At 70.2% G+C, this 22,811-nt stretch carries 21 protein-coding genes; 15 read left to right on the forward strand and 6 right to left on the reverse strand.

The window, feature by feature from the left end; all coding sequences use genetic code 11:
* Nucleotides 1-3 precede the first annotated feature (3 nt).
* A complete protein-coding gene (locus ABIB15_RS02060) occupies nt 4-903 on the reverse strand; it encodes an SDR family oxidoreductase (protein ID WP_354474850.1) in 900 nt (299 codons plus the stop codon).
* 54 nt (nt 904-957) lie between these two features.
* A complete protein-coding gene (locus tag ABIB15_RS02065; protein ID WP_354474851.1) occupies nt 958-1,422 on the reverse strand; it encodes a MarR family winged helix-turn-helix transcriptional regulator in 465 nt (154 codons plus the stop codon).
* A 180-nt stretch (nt 1,423-1,602) separates the two neighbouring features.
* Here ABIB15_RS02065 and ABIB15_RS02070 point away from each other — a divergent pair, with 180 nt between their 5' ends.
* The 9 genes from ABIB15_RS02070 to ABIB15_RS02110 all read left to right on the forward strand — a co-directional run bounded on the left by ABIB15_RS02070 (nt 1,603) and on the right by ABIB15_RS02110 (nt 10,203).
* Nucleotides 1,603-2,427 carry a bacteriorhodopsin gene (locus ABIB15_RS02070; protein WP_354474853.1) on the forward strand — a complete coding sequence of 275 codons (825 nt, stop codon included), beginning with the start codon at nt 1,603-1,605 and terminating at the stop codon, nt 2,425-2,427.
* An 18-nt stretch (nt 2,428-2,445) separates the two neighbouring features.
* Complete coding sequence (locus ABIB15_RS02075; protein ID WP_354474855.1) at nt 2,446-3,897, forward strand: lycopene cyclase family protein; 1,452 nt, start codon at nt 2,446-2,448, stop codon at nt 3,895-3,897.
* Between the two features lie 103 nt (nt 3,898-4,000).
* The gene (locus ABIB15_RS02080; RefSeq protein WP_354474856.1) at nt 4,001-4,990 is read left to right on the forward strand and encodes a Brp/Blh family beta-carotene 15,15'-dioxygenase; all 990 of its coding nucleotides are present in this window, start codon (nt 4,001-4,003) and stop codon (nt 4,988-4,990) included.
* Nucleotides 4,991-5,046: 56 nt separating this feature from the next.
* Nucleotides 5,047-5,271 (forward strand): hypothetical protein, encoded by a 225-nt coding sequence (locus ABIB15_RS02085; RefSeq protein WP_354474857.1) that lies wholly within the window; start codon nt 5,047-5,049, stop codon nt 5,269-5,271.
* A gap of 8 nt (nt 5,272-5,279) precedes the next feature.
* Nucleotides 5,280-6,164, forward strand: coding sequence for an SDR family NAD(P)-dependent oxidoreductase (locus tag ABIB15_RS02090; RefSeq protein ID WP_354474858.1), 885 nt, complete (start codon nt 5,280-5,282; stop codon nt 6,162-6,164).
* Nucleotides 6,165-6,253: 89 nt separating this feature from the next.
* The gene (locus tag ABIB15_RS02095; protein WP_354474860.1) at nt 6,254-7,603 is read left to right on the forward strand and encodes an aminotransferase class V-fold PLP-dependent enzyme; all 1,350 of its coding nucleotides are present in this window, start codon (nt 6,254-6,256) and stop codon (nt 7,601-7,603) included.
* Entirely contained in the window at nt 7,603-8,043 is a 441-nt protein-coding gene (gene sufU / locus ABIB15_RS02100; protein WP_354474861.1) for a Fe-S cluster assembly sulfur transfer protein SufU, read from the forward strand. Before ABIB15_RS02095 ends, sufU begins: the two co-directional genes overlap by 1 nt.
* 79 nt (nt 8,044-8,122) lie before the next feature.
* The gene (locus tag ABIB15_RS02105; RefSeq protein WP_354474862.1) at nt 8,123-9,565 is read left to right on the forward strand and encodes a DUF222 domain-containing protein; all 1,443 of its coding nucleotides are present in this window, start codon (nt 8,123-8,125) and stop codon (nt 9,563-9,565) included.
* Nucleotides 9,566-9,669: 104 nt separating this feature from the next.
* Nucleotides 9,670-10,203 carry a ferritin gene (locus tag ABIB15_RS02110; protein WP_354474863.1) on the forward strand — a complete coding sequence of 178 codons (534 nt, stop codon included), beginning with the start codon at nt 9,670-9,672 and terminating at the stop codon, nt 10,201-10,203.
* 39 nt (nt 10,204-10,242) lie between these two features.
* Here ABIB15_RS02110 and ABIB15_RS02115 read toward each other — a convergent pair whose 3' ends face one another.
* Both ABIB15_RS02115 and ABIB15_RS02120 read right to left on the reverse strand, forming a co-directional pair.
* On the reverse strand, nt 10,243-11,055 hold the full coding sequence (locus ABIB15_RS02115; RefSeq protein WP_354474864.1) for an MIP/aquaporin family protein: 813 nt from the start codon (nt 11,053-11,055) through the stop codon (nt 10,243-10,245).
* Nucleotides 11,056-11,069: 14 nt separating this feature from the next.
* A complete protein-coding gene (locus ABIB15_RS02120; RefSeq protein ID WP_354474866.1) occupies nt 11,070-11,420 on the reverse strand; it encodes a metalloregulator ArsR/SmtB family transcription factor in 351 nt (116 codons plus the stop codon).
* A gap of 129 nt (nt 11,421-11,549) precedes the next feature.
* Here ABIB15_RS02120 and ABIB15_RS02125 point away from each other — a divergent pair, with 129 nt between their 5' ends.
* From ABIB15_RS02125 to ABIB15_RS02150, 6 genes are all read left to right on the forward strand, one after another.
* On the forward strand, nt 11,550-12,881 hold the full coding sequence (locus ABIB15_RS02125) for an NAD(P)-binding domain-containing protein (RefSeq protein ID WP_354474867.1): 1,332 nt from the start codon (nt 11,550-11,552) through the stop codon (nt 12,879-12,881).
* A gap of 65 nt (nt 12,882-12,946) precedes the next feature.
* Nucleotides 12,947-13,888 carry a metalloregulator ArsR/SmtB family transcription factor gene (locus ABIB15_RS02130; RefSeq protein ID WP_354474869.1) on the forward strand — a complete coding sequence of 314 codons (942 nt, stop codon included), beginning with the start codon at nt 12,947-12,949 and terminating at the stop codon, nt 13,886-13,888.
* An 83-nt stretch (nt 13,889-13,971) separates the two neighbouring features.
* Complete coding sequence (locus ABIB15_RS02135) at nt 13,972-14,382, forward strand: arsenate reductase ArsC (RefSeq protein ID WP_354474870.1); 411 nt, start codon at nt 13,972-13,974, stop codon at nt 14,380-14,382.
* Nucleotides 14,383-14,384: 2 nt separating this feature from the next.
* Nucleotides 14,385-15,044, forward strand: coding sequence for an arsenate reductase ArsC (locus ABIB15_RS02140; protein WP_354474872.1), 660 nt, complete (start codon nt 14,385-14,387; stop codon nt 15,042-15,044).
* Nucleotides 15,045-15,405: 361 nt separating this feature from the next.
* Nucleotides 15,406-19,464: a Pls/PosA family non-ribosomal peptide synthetase gene (locus ABIB15_RS02145; protein ID WP_354474873.1), complete on the forward strand. Its 4,059-nt coding sequence runs from the start codon at nt 15,406-15,408 to the stop codon at nt 19,462-19,464.
* A 5-nt stretch (nt 19,465-19,469) separates the two neighbouring features.
* Nucleotides 19,470-20,795 (forward strand): M1 family metallopeptidase, encoded by a 1,326-nt coding sequence (locus ABIB15_RS02150; RefSeq protein ID WP_354474875.1) that lies wholly within the window; start codon nt 19,470-19,472, stop codon nt 20,793-20,795.
* Here the strand turns inward: ABIB15_RS02150 and ABIB15_RS02155 are convergent, their stop codons facing one another.
* A complete protein-coding gene (locus tag ABIB15_RS02155; RefSeq protein WP_354474877.1) occupies nt 20,796-21,458 on the reverse strand; it encodes a 4'-phosphopantetheinyl transferase family protein in 663 nt (220 codons plus the stop codon).
* The gene (locus ABIB15_RS02160) at nt 21,455-22,750 is read right to left on the reverse strand and encodes a hypothetical protein (RefSeq protein ID WP_354474878.1); all 1,296 of its coding nucleotides are present in this window, start codon (nt 22,748-22,750) and stop codon (nt 21,455-21,457) included. The genes ABIB15_RS02155 and ABIB15_RS02160 overlap by 4 nt, the downstream gene beginning before the upstream one ends.
* Nucleotides 22,751-22,811: the final 61 nt, after the last annotated feature.

Genomic DNA, 22,811 nt, shown 5'->3' on the forward strand with positions numbered 1-22,811 from the left:
GCGCTACAGCCGAAATCCGCCGTCCGTCGTCAGTACCTGGCCGACGACCCAGCGTGCCTCATCGCTGACGAGCCAGGAGATCAGGCGTGCCGGGTCGCCCGGCAGCCCGAAGCGCCCGAAGGGGGTCGTCGCGAGCTGCGCCAGCAGGTCGTCGAGCGGTCGGTCGGTTGTCTCCGGGTCAAGGTAGCCCGTGTTCACGGGTCCCGGGTTGACGGTGTTGAGCAGGATTCCGCGGTCGAGCAGCTCGCTCGCGACGGTCGCGGTGATCCCGGCGAGCGCGGCCTTGCTTGTGGCATAGGCGACCTCGCCGGGCATGGGGCCGTCGTGCTGGCCGGAGGTCATCCAGATCACCCGTCCGGTCGCGAACTCGTCGACAGGGCGCAGCGATGCGGAGCGCACGCCGGGCGCGGTCATGCGCTCGCCCGCAGCCGCCCCGGAGAACTGTTCGGCGAAGTGTCGGGTGAGCAGGAGCGTCGACCTCGTGTTGACGTGCCAGTGGACATCGAGGCTGTCGGGCGTCATATCGAAGAGGGAACCGTCACCTCCGCTCTTGGCATGGTTGCTGATCAGGATGCGGACGGGGCCGATGGCCGCGACGGCGGCATCCACGATGCGCGACGGAGCCAGCGGATCGGCCATGTCGGCGCCGAGGTCGCCGAACAAGGCCCCATCGACGAGCGCGGAGCGGATGCCGGCGCGCACCTCATCGAGGTCGTCTGCGCCCCACGGCTGCTCGGCGTCATTCGGCGAGTAGTGGTGGATGAACACGTTCGCGCCGAGCTCGGCAAGCCGAACGGCGACGGCGAATCCAATGCCGCGCCGCCGCGATACACCAGTGACGATCGCGCCACGGCCGAGCAGCGGAAGATCGGACGACAGGGCGGATGCTGGGGGCGGCGGCATCCCCACAGGCTACCGATGCCGTCGGGTGACAGCGAGTTCTGCCCGGTGCGACGCCTAACCCAGGTCGGCCTGCAGGCGCGCCCGGATCGCGATAGTGACGCGGCGTAGCGTCTCCACGGTCACTTCGAGCTCATCGGCCGTGATGCCGGTCGTGGCGTCGCTCACCATTTCGTTGAAGTCGGCGTGGATCGCGGCCATTGCGCGGTGTCCGGCCTCGGTGAGCTCAAGGTAGAGGCTCCGCCGATCATTGGGGTGAGCGACCCGGTGCAGCAACCCCGCGGCAACAAGCCGGGTCGAGATGCCCGTGATCGCCCCGTTGGTCATGGAGAGCTTCTCCGCCAGTTGCTTGGGCGTGAGGCTGCCCGCTGCGGCAATGCGGAACAGGCTCTTCAGCTCGATCGAGGAGATTCCGTGATCGGAGGCGATGTGCTGGCGGTCGTCCTCGAATGCCAGCAGCAGGCGGATGGCAGCGTCAGGGAATCCCGTGAGGGTGTGCCTGCGCATGCGGTCCTCGGCCATGACCCCTTCCGGGGGCGATCGGAGGCCGCTCCCACTTGGTAAGACATCAACTTTAGCCCGATAGTTCGAGAGCGAAACAGATAGTTGCCTGAGTATGTAAATCATTTAGTATCTAAGGTAACTGGTCGAGTCCGTGTCCACGCATCCCGCTGGAAGCTCGATCGTCCGATGGAGGACTACGTGATTCCCGACGCTTTGTCGCAGGGCCAATTCGACACCGTCTACAACTTTCTCTCGCTTGTGATCGCGTCGCAGCTGTTCACGGCGCTGTTCTTGCTCATATCGCTCCCGCGCATCCTTCCCCGCTATCGCAACGCGATCACGGTCGCGATCATCGTCTGTGGGATCGCGGCTTACCACTACTTCCGCATCTTCGACTCGTTCAAGGCTGCGTTCGTGACCGACGCCGCCGGTGGCGCGGGCACCTACACGCAGGCAGCGGGCGCGTCATTCAACGAGGGCTACCGCTACGTTGACTGGCTGCTCACGGTGCCGCTCTTGCTCGTCGAACTCGTCGCCGTGCTCGCCCTCGCGCGCAAGGTGCAGTCGCAGCTCCTGTTCAAGCTCGTCCCGGCCGCGGCCCTGATGATCATCCTCGGGTACCCCGGCGAGATCAGTGGCGACAACGGCGTGCGCGGAATCTTCGGCCTGCTGTCGACCCTCCCGTTCCTCTACATCCTCTACGTGCTGTTCGTGCAGCTCACCAAGTCGCTGGACCTCCAGCCGGACGGTGTTCGCCGCTCGCTCAGCAACCTGCGGTGGCTGCTGCTGCTCAGCTGGGGCGTCTACCCGATCGCCTACCTGCTGCCTATGCTCAACATCTCCGGAGCGGATGCCTGGGTCGGCAAGCAGATCGGGTACTCAGTCGCCGACATCATCGCGAAGGCGGCGTACGCGATCATCATCTTCCAGGTGGCGAGGATCAAGTCGTTCGCGGACGACCCCGAGTTCGCCCGCGTCGAATCGTCGCACGACGAGTTCGTCACGGCCCCGCGCACGCGCTAGCCGCAGCGGATTACTGACGTGCAACGGGGTGGCGCTGTCGAGGTGGAGGGATCCGCTCTCAGCGGTCTCACAGCATCCGGCACCGCCCCCCGGGGCACGCCCGCCACCGTGCCAGAGTCTCTCATGCTCCGGCGCACATCGACCATCTATGACGTCGTGATCCTCGGAGCGGGGTGCGCGGGTCTCTCGTCCTGCCTCGCGCTACTGCAGGCCGGGGTGGCCGGGCCGATCCTCATGATCGACGCGCGCACGCACTACGCGGACGACCGCACCTGGTGCTTTTGGGACGTCGAACCCACCCCGTTCACCCACCTCGCCCGTTCCCGGTGGGACGAGTGGCAGGTGCGGACGGCGGCAGGGACCGTGACTGCCGCAGCGCCGGCCACGCCCTACCTGTGCCTCGCCGCCAACGACTTCTACACCTTCGCGCTCGCCTCGATCGCGCAATTCGGCAACGTCGAGCTTCGCCTCGGCGAACGCGCGGGGGAGTACCGGGATGCGGGGGATCCCGCAGCAGACGGCCCGGCCGCGGAAATTGCCGTCGATCTGGTGGCGGTGTCGACGGCCGGAGGGACCGTCTGGGCTCGTGAGGTCATCGACAGCCGGGGGCTCTCGCTCTCGAGTGAGACAGTCGTGGCCGTCAAGGAGACCTCGACCTGGGTGCCGCAGCAATTCGTCGGGCTCCATATTGTGGCCACCAGGCCGGTGTTCGACCCCGGCGAATGCCGTCTGATGGACTTCGCGGTCGACCAGTCCCGCGGACTCCGCTTCATGTACGTGCTGCCGTCTTCACCGTTCGAGGCGCTCGTCGAGAACGTCTACATGTCTGAGCCGCGCCTCGGGGAGGGGAGCTATCGCCGGGAGATCGAGGAGTATCTGCTCGCCGAGTTCGGGCTGGAGTCGACCGAGTTCGTCGTCGCCGGCGCCGAGCGGGGCTACATCCCGATGACCGACCACCGGTTCGGGCGCCGGATCTCTGCGCGGGTCACGGCCGCGGGCATGCGCGGCGGCGCCACCCGGCCGAGCACCGGCTACACCTTCCTCGGCATCCAGCGGGCCAGCCGCGAACTCGTGGATCGGCTGATCCGCGAGCGACGGGTCGCCGTGCGGCACGGCATTGCGCAGCCGGACGCCGGTGGCCGAGCGGATGCCGGAGGCCGGGCACACTCTGCCGGCGGAGTGCGCCCGACACGGGCCGTGGCCGACCCCACCTGCTCCCTCCTCGACGCGGTCTTCCTGCGGTTCCTCGCCGATCACCCGGAACGCGCACCGCACATCTTCGCTCTGATGTTCGGGCGGGTCGGCACCGCGAGCCTCGTGCGGTTCCTCACCGAGCGCAGCGGCGCACTCGATCACGCTCGGCTGATCCTCGCCCTGCCGAAGCTGCCGTTCCTGCGGTCGGCGGCGAAGGTGCTCGCGAGGAGGGGGGTCCGCTCCCTCGGGGCGTTGGGTACGGCTCATCGACGGTGATCGCGCGCTCTGGCACACGGCACGCCGGCGGCTGTTCCGCCCCGTCGACGCCCTGTTTGCGGCGCTCATCGTTGTCGTCGCGGCGGGCGTGCGCATCCCGGAGGTGGTTCAGTACGTGCCGTTCGCGATCAGCCTCGTGCTGCTCGGGCTGCCGCACGGCGCGCTCGACCACCTAGTGCCCTCGCGGCTCGCGCGGCGCGCACCCGAGCCGAGGGGGATGGCCTTCGTCGTGCTGCTCTATCTTCTCGTCGGGGGCGCGGTCGTGCTGCTGTGGTTCCTGCACCCGGTGCTCGCGTTCGCCCTGTTCATCCTCACGACCTGGTTCCACTGGGGGCAGGGCGACCTGTTCGTCGAGGGGACGCGGATGGGGACGGGTCTGCCCTCCCGCCTGGCGAGGGCGGGGATGCTCACGGTGCGCGGGGCCCTGCCGATGGTCGTGCCGCTCGTCGCGGCGCCCGCTGTATATCTCGGGGTGTTCCAAGACACGACCGGTGTGATCTCCGCACCCGCCGGCGACCTGACCCCGTTCTTCGAGAGCGAGCTGCTGCGCATTCTGATCATTGCCGGCCTTCTGGCGCTCGGGACGATCACCTTCGCCGCAACCGCCCGCGCCCGCTGGGGCACGCCAGAGGGCCGGCGCGCGTGGTGGGGTGACCTCGGCGAGGTGGCGCTCCTGGCGGTGTTCTTCGCTGTCGTGCCTCCGATCCTCGCGATCGGCCTCTACTTCTGCCTGTGGCATTCACTGCGCCACATCGTGCGCCTGTCGCTGCTGGATCCGGGATCGCGTGAGCCTCTGTCGGCGGGACGATTCTCGGTGGTGGCGCGCCGGTTCGCGGTGCAGTCCGCCCCGATCACCATCGTGGCGCTCGTCTTGCTCGTCGTCCTGTTCCTCGTGGTGCCCCGCGCCGGGCTGAACGGTGGGGCGCTCTTGGGCCTGTACCTCGTGCTGATCTCGGCGCTCACTCTGCCGCACGTCGTCGTCGTGTCGATCATGGACCGCAGGCAAGCGGTCTGGGCGCCAGAGGGTCGTGTTGAGAAGGAGTTACGTTCCGGGTTGGGCGGCGCGGCCGCCCCAGGGTTGACCCCCAAGTAGCCGGAAGTTGCAGCGTCGCGGCGGGACGACGGGAAATCACTGTGTCATCCTGCCCGTTGGAGTGGACAAGTGCTCGTCGAGCAGACGGGCCGTCGCGTTCAACCAGATGCAAATCGTCGCAGCAGGCGAGCGGATCCAGGCACGCCCTCGACCTCGTCCGCGGCAACGCCTCCGACCCGAAGGATGCCGGCGAAGTGTCGCACCTCCAGGCGCTCGCGACGGCCGTGTCGGGCACGGTCGGCCCGATGCACTACCTGCGCGATGGTCTTGCCGAAATATGATCTGCACGATGACCTCGCTGGCCATCGTCATCACGGGCACCCCACTCCGCTATGCCAAGGCCGCACGGCCGGGCCGACCCGGTCGTACGATCAGAAGCGCGCACTCCGCGCGGTTCGACAAGGGAGTCCTCATGATGGAGAAGTTTCGCCTCGACGGCCGGGTCGCGGTCGTCACCGGATCGACCCGCGGCCTCGGTCGCGCGTTCGCTGTTGCACTCGCCGAGGCGGGAGCGGACATCGTGATCGTCGGACGCGATGCCGGGGCGGCAGCATCCGTCGTCGCCGAGGTCGAGGCGGTCGGCTCGCGGGCCGTCGTGGCCCTCGGGGATGTCACCGTGCGGGCGGACGTCGAGGCAATTCTGCAGGTCGCGATCGACGCGTTCGGCGGCGTTGACATTCTCATCAACAACGCCGGCACCTGCATTCACAAACCAGCCCTCGAGGTTACCGACGCGGAGTGGCGCGAGGTGATGAGCGTCAACGTCGACGGGGTGTGGCTCTGCTCGCAGGTGATTGGCGGGCACCTCGTCGCGAAGGGCGCGGGCGCGATTGTCAACATCGGCTCGATGTCGGCCGAGATCGTCAACCGTCCGCAGTGGCAACCCGCCTACAACGCCTCGAAGGCGGCGGTGCACCACCTGACGAAGAGCCTCGCGGCCGAATGGGCGCCGTTCGGGGTGCGGGTCAACGCGCTGGCGCCCGGCTACATGCGCACCGACATGTCGCCCGTCGACGATCCGAGAAACCGGCGGTTCTGGATCGAGGACGCCCCGCAACAGCGGGTGGGGGAGCCGCACGAGCTCGGCCCCGCGATCGTCTTCCTCGCCAGCGACGCCTCGTCGTTCATGACCGGGTCGGTGCTCACGATCGACGGCGGCTACACCGTCTACTGAGCGCATTCGCGGCTCGGGGGCGTTCTCCCGGAATGGAATCCGGGGGAGACTGGTTGCTAGCAAATGCGCCCGCAAAGAGAAGGTAGTCAGTGCTCTCCACAGCCCCACACCTCACCCACCACGACGTCGAACTGATCCGCCGGGACTTCCCCGCGCTCACGGCGACCGTGAACGGAGAGCCGCTCGCCTACCTCGACTCCGGGGCGACAGCCCAACGCCCGCTTTCGGTGCTCGACGCCGAGCGCGAGTTCCTGCTGCACCACAACGCGGCGGTGCACCGCGGCGCGCACACCACCGCGGGCGAGGCGACCGAGCTGTTCGAGAACGCGCGCGCGACCGTCGCGGCGTTCATCCGGGCCGCGCCGGAGGAGATCGTCTGGACCTCGAACGCGACCGACGCCATCAACCTCGTCGCGTACGGGTTCGCTAACGCGAGCCGCGGGCGCGGCGGGCCGGGTGCGGCCCGCTTCGCTCTTGCCGCGGGCGACGAGATCCTCGTCACCGAGGCCGAGCACCACGCGAACCTGGTCCCGTGGCAGGAGCTCGCGGCGACCACCGGGGCGACGCTGCGCTTCGTGCCGGTTCGCGTGGACGGCACCTGGGAGGTGGAGGACGCGCGCAACCTCATCACCGACCGCACCCGCGTCTTCGCCTTCTCGCACGTGTCGAACGTCACCGGGTTCGTCGCGAACGTCGCCGAACTCAGCGCGATGGCCCACGCGGTCGGCGCTCTCGTCGTGCTCGACGCCTGCCAGTCCGCGCCTCACCGCCGACTCGATGTCGCCGAGCTCGACGTCGACTTCCTCGCCTTCTCCGGCCACAAGATGCTCGGTCCGACCGGAATCGGCGTGCTCTACGGGCGCAGGGAGCTGCTCGACGCGCTGCCGCCGTTCCGCACGGGCGGGTCGATGATCACGACCGTGACGATGGACTCCGCCGAGTACCTCCCGGCGCCGCAGCGGTTCGAGGCGGGCACCCAGCCCGTGTCGCAGGCTGTCGCGCTGGCCGAGGCCGTGAAGTATCTCGAGTCGGTCGGCCTCGAGCGGATCGAGGCGTGGGAGGAGGAGCTCGCCCAGCGGATGCTCCGCGGGCTTGCCGCGATTCCCGGCATCCGTATCGTCGGGAGAGGCGCCGGATCGTCGCGCGCCGGCCTGGTCGCGTTCGACGTCGCCGGGGTTCACGCGCACGACGTGGGGCAGTTTCTCGACTCGCGCGGGCTCGCCGTGCGCGTCGGACACCACTGCGCCCAGCCGCTGCACCGCAGGCTTGGACTGATCGCGACGACGCGGGCGAGCGCCTACCTCTATACGACCGCGGCCGAGGTCGACCTGCTGCTCTCGGTGGTCGCCGACGTGCGCGCCTATTTCGGTGCGCCCGCTCCGGCTGCATCCGACCTCGCCGCATCCGACCTGGCCGCATCCGACCTCGGGAAGGCGTGATGGCCGATCCGCTCGCCGGTCTGTATCAGGAGATCATCCTCGACCATTCGCGCCGTCGCGTCGGCGATCGGGTGCTCTCGTCGCCCGACGTGGAGCGGTCCGAACGCAACCCGACCTGCGGCGACGAGATCACGGTGCAGATCGCATTCGAGCCCGGCTCCGACCGGATCGCCGAGTTCGGCTGGCAGGGCGCGGGATGCAGCATCTCGATGGCATCCGCGTCGATGCTCGCCGAGATCGCACCCGGGCTGACAACCGCGGAACTCGTCGCGAAGGTCGCGGTCTTCCGGGAGATGATGCGCTCGAAAGGCGTGGGCGAGCCCGACGAGGATGTGCTCGGCGACGCGATCGCGTTCCACGGAACGTCGAAGTACGTCATGCGCGTGAAGTGCGCGATGCTCGGCTGGGTCGCGGCGGAGGCGGCGATCGGGGGCGCCTGACTTCTCCTCCCCAGCCCCACTTTTTCCGAAGTTATTCGAAAGACTTTCGAACGTATCTTCGAACTGGGATCATTGATTCATGTCCCCGACCGCGACCCTCGCCCCCGCATTCAGTGCGGTGATCCAAGCGCAATCGGCGTTGTCGCTCGACGTCGCCGACTATCGCGAGGTCGACGATGCCACGCTCCTCGAGCTCACGCGACTGAGCGCGAACCAGCAGCGGCTGGCGAACTCACTGTCCGCGGTTCTCGCCGGCGAGGTCGCGCGGCGTTCTGCTCCCGCTCTGGGAAAGCTGGGCCTCGCGCAGCGTACCGGGCACCGCACACCCGAGGAGCTGGTCCGCGTGACAACCGGATCGACCGCACGCGATGCTGTCACGGCGATCAAGATTGGCCAGATCGCCTCTGACGCGGCGGACGCCGCGGCTGGCGTTCCCGTCGTCGACCCGGCCACGGGCGAGCTGGTCGAGTCGCTTCTCCCGTGGCTACACTGCGTCGGCCGAGCGGTCACGGCGGGCACGCTCCCGGTTGCGGCGGCGGAGGCGATCCGCAATGGTCTCGGGCGGCCGAGCGAGAACGTGCCGCAGCAGCGCCTCGCCGAGGCGGCGGCGCTCCTGTGTGACGAAGCGCGCGCGCTCGATGCCGACCGCCTCTTCCGACGTGCGCGCGAGTTGCGCGATGAGCTCGACGAGGCGGGCATCGCCGACCGCGAGGCGGCGCGCCATGAGCAGCGGTCGTTACGGTTCCGGAGGCTTCCCAATGGGATGTCGAGGCTCGTGTGGGACATGGATCCCGAGACGAGTGCCGCCGTCGGCGAACTCTACGACCGCGCCACCTCGCCGAGACGGGGCGGTCCGCGCTTCGTCAGCGGCGAGTCCGAGATGCAGGCGCAGCGCATTCTCGCCGACACCCGCAGCACGGAGCAGCTCGCCTCCGACGTCTTCGTCCAGCTGCTGCGACAGGGGGCGGATGCCGATTCCAGCCAACTGCTCGGCAGCGGGGCGCCGGTAGTGCGCGTCCTTGTCACGGCGACGGCGTTCACCGAGCGCGCCGGACACGGACGTCTCGAGGCGCAGGCCGACGCGGTGTCCATCGAGACAATCGAGCGGGCCGCGTGCGCCGGAGGGACCACGATGATCCGCCTCGACGGAGACGGGCAGCCGCTTGACGTCGGGCGGGAGCAGAGGCTGTTCACCCGCGCCCAGCGCATCGCCCTCGCGGTGCGGGACGGCGGCTGCATGGTCACGGGATGCGAGAGACCGCCCTCGTGGTGTGAGTGCCACCACATCGAGCACTGGGAGCGCGACGGGGGCAAGACCAATGTCGCTGACGGCATACTCCTCTGCAAGCATCACCATCTGCTGCTCCACAACGCGCACTGGGAGGTCGTCCGACGCGGCGCGCGCTACTGGCTGATCCCGCCGCCCGACATCGACCCCCGCCAGGTGCCGATCGAGATGCGGAGCACGAGCTCGGCGATGCGTGACTGGCGCGCCGAGCGGGGAAGAGCCGCGGAGGAGTGAGCGGGCTGGCGTGGGGATTGGGGGGCGGGAGCGGGCTGGCGTCGGGAAGCGGGAGGGGAGTGAGCTGGCTGACCTCGGCGAGCGCACCGAGTAGCGTCGTCACCATGACAAACTCGACCTTCGACCAGCTGCTCACCGAACAGATCGGCAACGAGTTCGCTGCCTCGCAGCAGTACATCGCCATCGCTGTCTGGTTCGACAACCGCGACCTCCCGCAGCTGGCCAAGCACTTCTATCGCCAGTCGCTCGAAGAGCGCAATCACGCCATGATGCTCGTGCAGTACCGCCTCGATCGCGACCTCGGCATCCAGATTCCCGGAGTACCCGCGGTCGTGAACGACTTCGCGACCGAAACCGAGCCGATCGCACTGGCGCTCGAGCAGGAGCGGAGGGTGACCGAGCAGATCGAGGCCCTCTTCGCCGCGGCGCGTAGGGAGAACGACGCGTTGGGCGAGCAGTTCATGCTGTGGTTCCTCAAGGAGCAGGTGGAAGAGGTCGCATCGATGTCGACGCTGCTCGCGATCGTCCGCCGCGCCGACAATCTCTTCGACATCGAGAACTTCCTGGTCCGCGAGACGGCCGCCGAAGGCGAGGACGCGGGCGCTCCTGAGGCGGCCGGGGGCGCCCTCTCCGTCTGAGCCCGCGTCGGACATGGGGCCGTGCTGCCGCGAACGGACTCAGGCGCCGTCGCGGTCTGGGGTGAGCTGTAACCCGCTTTCGCGGCCGGGAGGCAACGTGCTCTCGCGACCTGGAATGGGCGGCACCGTGCTCTCGCGATCTACCCGCGCCGGTGCCAACGCGCTGGAGGCGGTCGCGGCGTCCTGCCGGGCGGCCGAGAGCGTGGCCGCACTATCGCTCGGGTAGAGAAGCAGGACGAAGAACCAGCCGACCGCGCCGCCGAGGAGCTGGGCCGCGATGTAGCCGGGGGCGGACCCCGGTGCGATGCCGGCGAAGCTGTCACTGAACATTCGGCCGACCGTGATTGCGGGGTTCGCGAAGCTTGTCGAGCTGGTAAAGAAGTACGCGGCCCCGATGTACGCGCCGACCGCTGCGGGGGCGAACTGTGCGCGGCCGGACCGCACGAGGGAGAAGATCACGAGCACCAGCCCGGCGGTCGCCACGATCTCGGAGAGGAAGTGCGCGCCCGTCAACCGGTCGGTTTCGCTCCAGGAGACCGGTGGCGCGTCGAACATCAGGTTCGCCGCGACGGCGCCCGTTATGCAGCCCGCGACCTGCACGGGGATGTAGGCCAGGGTCTGGCTCCACGGGCGCTGGCCGAGGGCGGAATCGACAAGTGAGACAACGGGGTTGAAGTGCGCGCCGCTCACCGGGCCGAAGATGAGAATGATCGCGAACAGTCCGAACGCCGTCGCGATTGCATTCTCGAACAGTTGGAGCCCGACATCCCCCGGCGACAGCGTCTGGGCTGCGATGCCGGATCCGACGACAATCGCCGCCAGGAGGAGGCTGCCGAGGAACTCCGCGATCAATCGCCGCCCGAGGCTCACGCGGTCACAAGCAGGCGTGCCACGGAGTCCAGGGCACCGGGAACGAGCCGGTAAAACGCCCACGTGCCGCGTTTGGAGCGGCTGAGGAATCCAGCATCCGTCAGGATCTTAAGGTGGTGCGACACCGTCGGCTGGCTCAGGCCGATCGGCTCGATGAGGTCGCACACGCAGGCCTCCTGGTTCGCAGACGCGGCGACGATGGAGATGAGGCGGAGCCGAGCCGGGTCCGCGATCGCCCGCAGCGACCGGGCAAGGTCGTCGGCGTGCTCGGCCGTCATCGCCTCGCGGGTGAGCGGTGCGCAGCACGCAACGACGTCGGAGACCGGAAGCATGTTCGTGAAGGACATGTCACGGAGCCTACTGACATTGATGCTCCTCAATATTCATTTTGTTCGATATTGACAAAGATCGATGTGCTGACGAGACTCGGAACGTCGATGCCGAACATCGACGCACTTCGATGGAAGGCGGGACGCATGACGCTCCGAGAACTCAGCCGGCCCGTGCTGCGCACACCGCTCCTCGGCGGGCTACCCGTCGCGATCATCGGCGCGGGGCCCGTCGGCCTCGCAGCAGCAGCGCACCTGTTCGAGCGCGGCATCGACTTCCGCATCTACGAGGCGGGCGCCTCCGCCGCGAACAGCGTCGCCGCGTGGAAGCACGTGCGCCTGTTCTCCCCGTGGCGCTTCCTCATCGATCCGGCCGCCCGTCGGCTTCTCGCCACAACGGACTGGGTCGAGCCCGACGCCGATCGACTGCCCGCTGGCGCGGAGCTGATCGAGCGCTACCTTGCCCCGCTCGCGTCGCTTGAGACCGTCGCCTCGCGCACGCACACGCGATCCACCGTGGTCTCCGTGAGCCGACAGGGGATGGACCGCACCCGCTCGGCCGGCCGGTCGACGACGCCGTTCGTGCTGCGTATCCGCACCGGAGCGGAGCTGAAGGAGGTCACCGCGAGCGCGGTGATCGACGCGTCGGGCACCTACGCCTCGCCGAACGGCCTCTCGTCGAACGGCCTCGAGCCGCTGGGTGCCGATCGGATCGCCGGCCAGCTCGTTCACGCCCTGCCCGACGTTCTCGGCACCGATCGCGCGCGCTTCGCCGGTCGGCACACGACCGTCGTCGGCGCCGGGCACTCCGCCGCCAATACCCTCATCGCCCTCGCGAAACTGGCTCGGGGGGAGCCGGCCACGCGTGTCACCTGGGTCGTGCGCAGGTCGGGTGCCGCCCGGGTCTCCGCGTCGCCCGATGACGATCTTCAGGGGCGCGCCTCGATCGGCGCGCGGGTCGCCGCGCTCGTCGCCGACGGGGAGGTCGCGCTCGTGGACCGATTCGAAATTGCGCGGCTGCGCCCGGCCGGTTCTTCGCCCGGCGGCGAGGTCGTGATCGTCGGCATCCGCCGCGGCGAGCCCTTCGAGATCGCGACCGACAACATCGTGGGCGCGACGGGCTTTCGTCCTGACCTGTCTATGTTGCGAGAGATCCGCCTCGACCTCGACGACATCGTCGAGGCTCCCCGACGGCTCGCGCCCATGATCGACCCGAACCTCCACAGTTGCGGCACCGCCCCGCCGCACGGGTTCGTCGAGCTTCGGCATCCGGAACCGAACTTCTTCATCGTCGGCATGAAGAGCTACGGGCGCGCGCCGACCTTTCTGCTCGGCACCGGCTACGAGCAGGTCCGCTCGATCGTGGCCTGGCTCTCCGGCGACGTGGCCGCGGCCACCGCCGTGCAGCTGGTGCTTCCGGCGACGGGCGTGTGCTCGACGGACGATGCGGGGGGCTCGGGCGGCGGATGCTGCGCCTGAGCGCCACGGTCCGGCCGGGGGCGGGCCTCCGCGTGTGACTCCGCCGGTCGCATAGACTCGCCGCCATGCCCAGCCTTGGCGATTCGCCCGCCTCGCTCGACCGGGACGCCGCGGAGCAGATTGCTCGAACCCTCAAGGCGATGGCCGACCCGACCCGCATCCAGCTGCTGAGCCTCATTCTCGACAGCGCAGACGGGCGCGCTCTGGTCGGCCAGCTCGCCGACGAACTGCGGCTCAGCCAGCCGACCGTCAGTCATCATGTGCGGGTCATGGCCGAGGAGGGGCTGCTCGAGCGGAGCCGGGATGGCCGACTCGTCTGGTATTCCGTCTCGCCCGACCGAGTGGACGAGGTGTCCGAGCTGCTCAACCCGGTGTCGTCGGCGCCGACCGCGCCGCGAGTGCTCGAGCGCATCGCGAGCGATCTCGCACTGCAGTTCCGCGGCATCTTCTCGACAGAGACGGTGGACCGTTACGTGCGCGAGAGTTATGAGCTGCTGGCACGTCGGGCGCGGATCACCCGCTACCTGCCCTCTCTCACCGGACGGTTTGCCGCCGATCGGCTTCGTGCCCTCGCGAGCGCGGAGGACCTGCTCCCGCGCGACGCACCCGAGGTGCTGTTCGTGTGCGTGCAGAACGCGGGCCGGTCGCAGCTGGCCGCCGCGATCCTGCGCTCGCTCGCGGGCGATCGGGTGCGGGTGCGAACGGCGGGTTCGGCGCCGGCCGAGGCTGTGAGTCCGCGGGTCGTCGCGGCGCTCGACGAGATCGGGGTGCCGCTCGCGGGGGAGTTCCCCAAGCCGCTCACCGATGAGGTGGTGCGCGCCGCCGACGTTGTCATCACGATGGGCTGCGGCGACGCCTGCCCCGTGTACGACGGGCGGCGGTATCTCGACTGGAACCTGGACGATCCGTCCGGGTTGTCGCTCGAGGGGGTGCGGGCGGTGCGCGACGAGGTCGACCGGCTCGTCCGCGCGCTGCTCGAGCAGATGGATCTCCCGGCCGTCAGGTGAACTCCTGCTGAACTGTCGCCGCCTCGCCCCCATTGCATAGACGGCCATCTATGCTTAGAGATACACCGAGCCGAGGAGTCACCATGTCCGACAAGCCCACCGTCCTGTTCGTCTGCGTGCACAACGCCGGGCGCTCCCAGATGGCCGCCGGCTACCTCAAGCACCTCTCTGCTGGGGCTGTCGAGGTGCTCTCGGCGGGCTCTGAGCCCAAGGACCAGATCAACCCGACGGCGGTCGAGGCGATGGCCGAGGACGGCGTCGACATCACCGGCAACGTTCCCAAGGTCCTCACCACCGACGCGGTCAAGGAGTCCGACGTGGTTATCACCATGGGCTGCGGCGACACGTGCCCGATCTTCCCCGGAAAGCGCTACGAGGACTGGGAGCTGGCCGACCCGGCGGGTCAGGGCATCGAGGCCGTGCGCCCGATCCGCGACGACATCAAGGCGCGCATCGTGAAGCTGCTCGACGAGCTCCTCCCCGCGACAGTCTGACGATGACGGATGCCGGAATCGGGGCCAGGCGGGCACTACCCGGGCTGAGCTACCCCGAGGAGTACCTCAAGCGGCTCGCGGGCGAGCTCACTGCGAAGTTCGCCGGCGTCTTCGGCGCCGAGACCGTCGAGCGCTACGTGCTCGAGTCGTACACGGCCCTGCTTCGCACGTCCACGGTCACCGCCCACCTCGCGTCGCGGACCGTGCGCTTCGCAACCGACCGGCTGACGGCGCTCGCGCAGGCGAAGGGATCTCTCGGCGTCGGTGTGCCCGAGATTCTCTTCGTCTGCGAGCAGAACGCCGGTCGGTCGCAGATGGCGGCGGTGCTGACGAAGCACCTGGCCGGCGGCAGCGTGCACGTGCGCTCGGCGGGTTCCGCTCCGGCGCGCGAGCTGAACCCAGCGGTGATCGCGGTGATGGAGGAGCTCGGCCTCGATATGGCCGAGGAGTTTCCGAAGCCGCTCACCGACGATGTCGTGCAGGCGGCGGATGTCGTGGTCACCATGGGCTGCGGCGACGCCTGCCCGATCTACCCCGGCAAGCGCTACCTCGACTGGGGGCTGGCCGATCCGGCCGGCGAGTCGGTCGAAACGGTGCGCGGCATCCGCGACGAGATCAGCGCACGGGTCACCGCACTGCTCGGGGAGCTCGCGCGCGAGTAGGGCGCTTAGCGCGGGGGTCACGCTGGGTCGGTCCGCCCGGCGCGCTCGGTCCGCCCGGCGTGCTCACGTTGGACGGGTGGTCGGTTTGTCGCGGCTCGGTTGTCTAACAGAGGAGTCGCTGCGGACACGCCGGTCTCGGCCGTCGTACGACTCGGCATGTCGCCGATTCTCCTGCGTTGCGTGCGTTGGAATGCCTGCTTTCGGCGTGGCGAGTGGATGCTGTCGGGCGAGTGGATGCTGTGTCGCATCGCCGGGCTCGTCGAGCGACCAGCATGCTGGGTCGGCAATGGGGGACCGGCCGTCCGGGCGGCCTGTACCGATGCGCCAGAATTGACCTGATGGCCGACCGGAGGGGTGCGAGATGAGCGTGATCCCGAACGACCAGACCGTGCTTCAGGCCGGAGCCCGCGCGACCGAGGCCCGCACCCTCGTCGACATCCTCGCCGAGACCGCCGTGCGGCATCCGGATGCCCTCGCGCTGCTCGACGCCGACGGGGGAGTGAGCTACCGCCAGCTCGTGCGGATGGTCAGCGACCGCGCCGCGCAACTCGCTCACGGCGGCGTGCGCCGAGGCGACCGGGTGGGCATTCGGATCCCGTCCGGATCGCGTGAACTGTACGTTTCGATTCTGGCGACGCTCGTCACCGGAGCCGCCTATGTTCCCGTCGACGCGGACGATCCCGAGGAGCGCGCGCGGCTCGTCTTCGGGGAGGCCGGCGTCGTGGGGGTGATCGGTGCGGACGGCATGCTCGCGCCGGACCCGCACGCGATGGGCGCAGAGGCTCGCCCGGACGGTGACGGCGCGGGTCGCGCGCCGGCTGCCGGGTCGGCGGACGGCTGGGCCGGCGCGGAGTTGCCGGATGCCGGGTTGGCCGGCATGACGAAGCGGACGAGCGCCATCGCGGCGCGCGTCGCGAGACCGACGAGCGCCGAGGCATCCGACCAGCCCCGCCCCGCGGGGATCGAGACGCCGACGCCCGACCACGACGCCTGGGTGATCTTCACCTCCGGGTCAACCGGCGTGCCCAAGGGGGTCGCCGTTACCCACCGCTCCGCCGCCGCGTTCGTCGACGCCGAGGCCGGGCTCTTCCTCGCCGAGGAGCCGATCGGTCCCGGCGACCGCGTTCTCGCCGGGCTCTCGGTCGCGTTCGACGCCTCCTGCGAGGAGATGTGGCTTGCGTGGCGCAACGGCGCGTGCCTCGTTCCGGCCCCGCGCTCGCTCGTGCGCTCCGGAGTCGACCTCGGACCGTGGCTCATCGCCCACGGCATCACCGTCGTATCCACTGTGCCGACCCTCGCCGCCCTCTGGCCGGAGGAGTCGCTCGAACTCGTGCGGCTCGTCATCTTCGGCGGTGAGGCCTGCCCGCCCGACCTCGCCGACCGCATCTCGGTGCGCGGCAGGGAGGTGTGGAACACCTACGGGCCCACCGAGGCGACCGTCGTGGCCTGCGCCGCACTGCTCGGCGGCGACGGCCCGGTGCGGATCGGGTTGCCCCTCGACGGCTGGGACCTCGCCGTGGTCGACGCCGAGGGTGAGCGGGTCGCCGAGGGGGAGACGGGCGAGCTCATCATCGGCGGGGTCGGCCTCGCCCGCTATCTCGACGCCGGAATGGATGCCGTGAAGTATGCGGCCATGCCCTCGCTCGGCTGGGATCGCGCCTACCGCAGCGGCGATCTCGTGCGCTTCGACGCCGCCGGGCTCGTCTTCGTCGGCCGCGCCGACGACCAGGTCAAGCTCGGCGGGCGCCGGATCGAACTCGGCGAGGTCGAGGCCGCCCTGCAGGGTCTCGACGGCGTCGCCGGCGCGGCGGCGGCCGTGCAGACCTCGGCATCCGGCAACCATCTTCTCGTCGGCTATCTTGCCCTCACCGAACCCGCGGTGCTGTTCGACCGGGTCGCCGCAGTCGAGCGCCTCCGCGCCGAGCTCCCGGCGGCGCTCGTGCCGTTGCTCGCCATCGTCGACTCCCTCCCGACGAAGACCTCGGGCAAGGTCGACCGCGCGGCCCTGCCCTGGCCGCTCCCGACCACCGTGGGGGAGCCGGCCGATACGGGGCTGACCGCGACGGCGAGCTGGCTCGCCGAAAAATGGACCGCGATCCTCGGCGTTCCGGTGGCGGGTCCCGACGACGACTTCTTCGCCCAGGGCGGCGGTTCCCTCTCCGCTGCCCAGCTGGTCTCCGCCATCCGCGAGCGCTTCGCCGACACCCGTGTCTCGGACATCTACGACCACCCGCGGATCGGCTCCCTCGCGGACGAGCTCGACGGTCGGGTGCCGCACATCCGGGCGACGTCGCGTGAGGTGCTGCCGACGCCGATGGCGAGCCGGATCGCGCAGACGCTCCTCGGCATCCCGCTGCATATCCTCGCCGGGGCGAGGTGGCTCGTCTACCTCGCCGCGGCGAACAACCTGCTCGCGGCCTGGGGGCAGCTCGAGTTCGTGCCGCAGTTGTCGTGGTGGTGGATCGGCGTCGGATTCGTCGTGTTCGTGACCCCGCCCGGCAAGATGGCGCTCACCGTCGTGGCCGCCCGGCTGCTGTTGCGCGGACTCGTGCCCGGCGACTACCGCCGCGGCGGATCGGTGCACCTGCGGCTGTGGCTCGCCGAGCAGGTCGCGCTGCTCGTGAACCCCGCGAGCGCGGCCGGGGCGCCCTGGATCAGCTACTACGCGCGGGCGCTCGGCGCCCGGATCGGCGTCGGCGTCGACTTGCACACGCTGCCGCCGGTGACCGGGATGCTGTCGATCGGGCAGGGGGCGTCGGTCGAACCGGAGGCCGACCTCTCCGGGTACTGGGTCGACGGCGACATTCTGCGCCTCGGGCACGTGCACATCGGCGCGGAGTCCAGGGTCGGCTCGCGCAGCACCCTGCTCGGAGGGGCGAGCATCGGCCGCGGCTCCGAGGTCGAGCCGGGCTCCGCCGTCTCCGGCCGAGTACCGGCGGGGGAGCGCTGGGCTGGCTCCCCGGCCGGTCGAGTCGGCTCCGCGAAGAAGTCCTGGCCGGCGGAGCGACCGCCGCGCGGCACCCGTTGGCTCATCGCCTACACGGTCGGGTCGGTGACGATGGCCGCGATGCCCGCATCCGCCGCCCTGCTCGGCGTCGTCATCGTCGGTGCCGCGATCGGCCAGGCGCAGAGCCCGGCGGAGGCGGTCACCCGCGCCGTTCTCGCGACCCCGCTCGCGACGGTCGTCGCGGGGCTCACCTTTGCGTTCACCGTCATCGCGGTCGTGCGGCTGCTCGGAATCGGCCTCGTCGACGGACATTTCCCGGTGCGCAGCCGCATCGGATGCCAGGTGTGGATGACCGAGCGGATCCTGGACAGCGCGAGGACCCTGCTGTTCCCGCTCTACGCGAGCCTCATCACGCCGTTCTGGCTGCGGGCGCTCGGCGCGAAGGTCGGCGCGAACGTCGAGGCCTCGACCGTGCTGCTCATCCCGGCGCTCACCACAATCGCGCCAGGGGCCTTCCTCGCCGACGACACCATGGTCGCCACCTACGAGCTCGGCGGCGGATGGCTGCGCATCGGACGCGCCAAGATCGGCCGGCGCGCGTTCCTCGGCAACAGCGGGATGATCGGCCCGGGCCGCACGGTGCCCCGCAACGGCCTCGTCGCGGTGCTGTCCGCGACCCCGCGCAAGGCCAAGCGGGGCTCAAGCTGGCTCGGCAACCCGCCCGTGCGGCTGCGACGCACCGTCACCGACTTCGACGAGGCGCGCACCTTCCACCCCCCGACACGCCTCCGCGTGGCGCGTGCCCTCTGGGAGGTGCTGCGCATCGTCCCGGTCATCGTGACGGCGCTCATCGCGCTCGGCGTGCTCGTCACCCTCGACGTGCTCTGGTCGGTGCTCGGGCTCGGCGCGGCCGTCGCACTCTCGGGAGTGGTGATGCTCGCGGCCGGCGCCGTCGCGGCGGGGGTGACCACGTGCGCGAAGTGGGTCTTCGTCGGCCGGATCACGGTCTCGGAGCATCCGCTCTGGTCATCGTTCATCTGGCGCAACGAGGTCGCCGACACGTTCGTCGAGATGGTCGCCCGCCCCTGGTTCGCCTCGGCCGCCACCGGCACCCCGGCGCTCGCGATCTGGCTGCGCACGCTCGGCGCGACGGTCGGCCACGGCGTGTGGTGCGAGTCGTACTGGCTGCCGGAGGCCGACCTCGTCACCATCGCGGATGGGGCAACCGTGAACCGCGGATGCGTCGTGCAGACGCACCTGTTCCACGACCGGGTCATGCAGCTCGACAGCGTGGAGCTGCGCGCCGGATCGACGCTCGGCCCGCACACCGTCATCCTCCCGGCCGCGTCGCTGGACCAGAACGCGACCGTGGGACCCGCCTCGCTCGTGATGCGCGGCGAGCGGGTGCCCGGCGGGTCGCTCTGGGCGGGCAACCCGATCGCGCCGTGGCACGCGCCGCCATGGAATACTTGACCCCTGTGCCGTCCAGATCATCGAGCCACGGCTCCGCCTCCCTCGGCGACGAGTACCTTCCGGCGACGGGCAATGGCGGCTACACCGTCGAGCACTACGACCTCGCCCTCGATTACCGCGTCGCCACGAACCGGCTCTCCGCGACGGCCGTCATCACGGCTCGCGCCACCATGCGGCTGGAGCGATTCAGCCTGGACTTCGCCAGCCTGAGCGTGGAGAAGGTCACCGTCGACGGGGAGCGGCCGCGCAAGACCACACACGCGAGCCGCAAGCTCACCGTCACGCTCGACACCGCGATCGACGATGGAGACGAGTTCGAGATCGTCGTGCGCTACCGCGGGGCGCCGCGCCCGATCCGCGGCCGCTGGGGCGACCTCGGGTGGGAGGAGCTCACCGACGGAGTGCTCGTGGCGAGCCAGCCGAACGGCGCGTCATCCTGGTTCCCCTGCAACGACCATCCGAGCGACAAGGCGACCTACCGCATCTCGCTTGCCTGCGAGTCGCCCTACACGGTGCTGGCGAACGGGGAACTCATCTCCCGCACGGCACGCTCCGGCCGCACGACCTGGGTCTTCGACACGCTCGAGCCGATGGCGAGCTACCTGGCGACGATCCAGATCGGCCGGTACACCTCCGCGCAACTCGGAACCGTGCCGGTAGTGCAGACCGCCTACTTCCCGCCGAACCTCGCCCGCGTGGTCGCGGTCGACTTCGAGCGCCTCGGCGACATGCTTGCGCTGTTCGGCGACCGGTTCGGGCCGTACCCGTTCTCGTCGTACTCCGTCGTGGTCACCGCCGACGAGCTGGAGATCCCGCTCGAGGCGCACGGCCTCGCCGTCTTCGGGCGCAACCACATCGACGGCGCCCACAGCAGCGACCGGCTCATCGCCCACGAGCTCGCCCACCAGTGGTTCGGCAACAGCCTCACCATCACCCGGTGGCGCGACATCTGGCTGCACGAGGGCTTCGCCTGCTACTCCGAATGGCTGTGGGCCGAGGAGAGTGGCGGCCCGACGATCGGGAGGAGCGTCGCCGAGCACCACCGCGTGGTCGCCGCGCTGCCCCAAGACCTCGTGGTCGGCGATCCGGGTCCGGCGGACATGTTCGACGACCGGATCTACAAGCGCGGGGCGCTCGCCCTGCATGCCGTGCGGGTGCAGCTGGGCGACCGGAGGTTCTTCGAGGCGCTGCGTGCGTTCGTCGCTGCGCACCGCCATGCCGGCATCTCCACCGCCGGATTCGTGAGTTTCTTCGCAGGCTACGCCGACGACGGTGTCATCGAGCAGCTCGTCGACCGCTGGGTGTTCAGCAGGGCGCTGCCGCCGCTCTGATCAGGCCTGCGCGTCAGGCGCGAGCAGGTGGATCTCCGGCCGCGCGTCGGCGATCACGGCGATCGTGCCGACCAGGCCGGGGCCGGCGTCGAGCGCGCTGAGCTGAAATGACCCGACGGGGACCGGAGAGCCCGGCCAACCGACGAGGGCGGGGCGGGGCGGCGCACTTCGCATTCGGCCCGCGAACGCCACCTCGAGCTCGCGCGGGTCCACCCGCAGGCCGTCGCCCGTCGCCTTCAGCACTGCCTCCTTCGCGGTCCACATCGCCGTGCGGAGCTCCGGGGGGCCGGCCGTGGCCAGCCGGTCGCGCTCGGCCGGTCCGAACGCGACGTCGTCGAACCCCGACTGCGCGGCCGCGTCGACGCTCTCGATGTCGATGCCGACGGGCCCGGCGAACGACACCGCGATCGCCACGGATCGCCCGGCACGGCTCAGGCTCAGGTCGATGCCCTCAATGCCGCGTTCGCCGCAGCGGACGAGCACCGGCCGGCCGTGGTCGCCCCCGCATCGCGCGCACCGCCGTGAGACCTCCACCTCGGCCAGAGTGACGCCCGTTGCCTCCGCCACGACGCCGACGAGCAGCGCGCGGTCACCGGCGGGCGTCGTCGCGCGCTCGCGCAGCGCGACCACGACGTGCGGGGCGGATGCGGTTGGACCGCTCACAGCAGGTCGTAGCGCGCGAGCGCGTCGGCATCCCGCGAATAGGTGGCCGAGCTGCGTGCCGTGTCGAGCGCGATGACGGGGTCGGATTCGGCCTCGGCGAGCGCGAGCAGTCGCTCGGCCTCGGCCAGGCGGGTGCGCGCCTCGGCGCCCGCCCGCCGCCCGGCCATGTAGGCGCGAGTCGTGTCGATCTGGCTCCGCGCGGTGAGCAGCGCGCCGTCGAGGGCCTCGCGGGCGTGGGTCAGCCGCTGCTGCTGGGTGCGTGCCCCCGCGAGGGCGGTGTCGAGCGCGTCGACGGTCGTCTGGATACGCGCGATGGCGGCATCCGGATCCGCGGCACCGTTCGTCGTCACCTCCGCGAGGGTGCGCTCGACCCACGCGATCGCCTCGACGATGGCCGAACCGGTCGCGGGGTCGGGCGGGGCGTCGCGCACCGCCCTGGCCGCGGCGACCTCGGAGCGTGCCTCGTCGATGTGCGACGCGAGCCGGGTGCTCGCCGACTCCAGCGCGGCGGCGTGCCGCTCGATGTCGTCCAGCAGCTGCCCCGCGCGGCGGGCGTGCTGCTCACTCGAGCGGATCGACGCCGACACTGCGGTCGCCCCCGTCTCGTCGAGGTTCTCCGCCGCGCTGGCGGCGCTGGTCCGGGCGGCGTGGAGCAGCCGCTCCGCCTCGTCGGGGGTGTCGCGCACCGGCGCGATGGCGGCCGGCGCGTACCGGGAGTGCAGGCGAGCAAGAAGTTCGCGGGCCCCGGAAAGCCGGCTCTGCTCCCGGTCGATCAGCTCGCGCACCGCCTGGAGGTCGCGCGGGGCGTCGCGCTCGGAGCCGCGAAGGGCGTCGAAGACCGCACGCTCGGCCGCGAGCCGCTCGCTCGCCGTCTCGCACAGCATCAGGACCTGGCCGTTCCACTCGCGCTGCTGGGTGGGGGTGTCGGGAACGGAGTCATCGAGCTGCTGCTTGAGCGCGAAGGCGCTCGCGAGGTTCGCGCTCGCGCTGTCCAACGCCGCCGCGAGCGCGGAGGCGCGCGCATCGCCGAATTGCGCCACGGCGAAGCCCAGCTCGTCCCGCATCGAGGCGACCTCGTCGTCGAGACGCACCAGCGCGATGTTCGCGCGGCGGCCGATCTCATCCCGTTTCGGGGCGGTGCGTGCGGCCCGGCCGCGCCGCACCAGCACGACGAAACCGACCGCGAGCGCGGCCGCGAACAGCAGCCCGATGGTGATGGCCCCGACGCCGGCCCCGACGACCGCACTGGAGGCGCCGACCGCGGTCAACTCGAGAATGGTGAGTGCCAGCATGCCGAGCATTTTACGTGTCCTGAGAAACTCCACGCCTGCTCCCAGCGGATTGCGCGTTCCC

The sequence above is a fragment of the Marisediminicola sp. UYEF4 genome (assembly GCF_040546025.1).
Lineage (GTDB): Bacteria > Actinomycetota > Actinomycetes > Actinomycetales > Microbacteriaceae > Marisediminicola.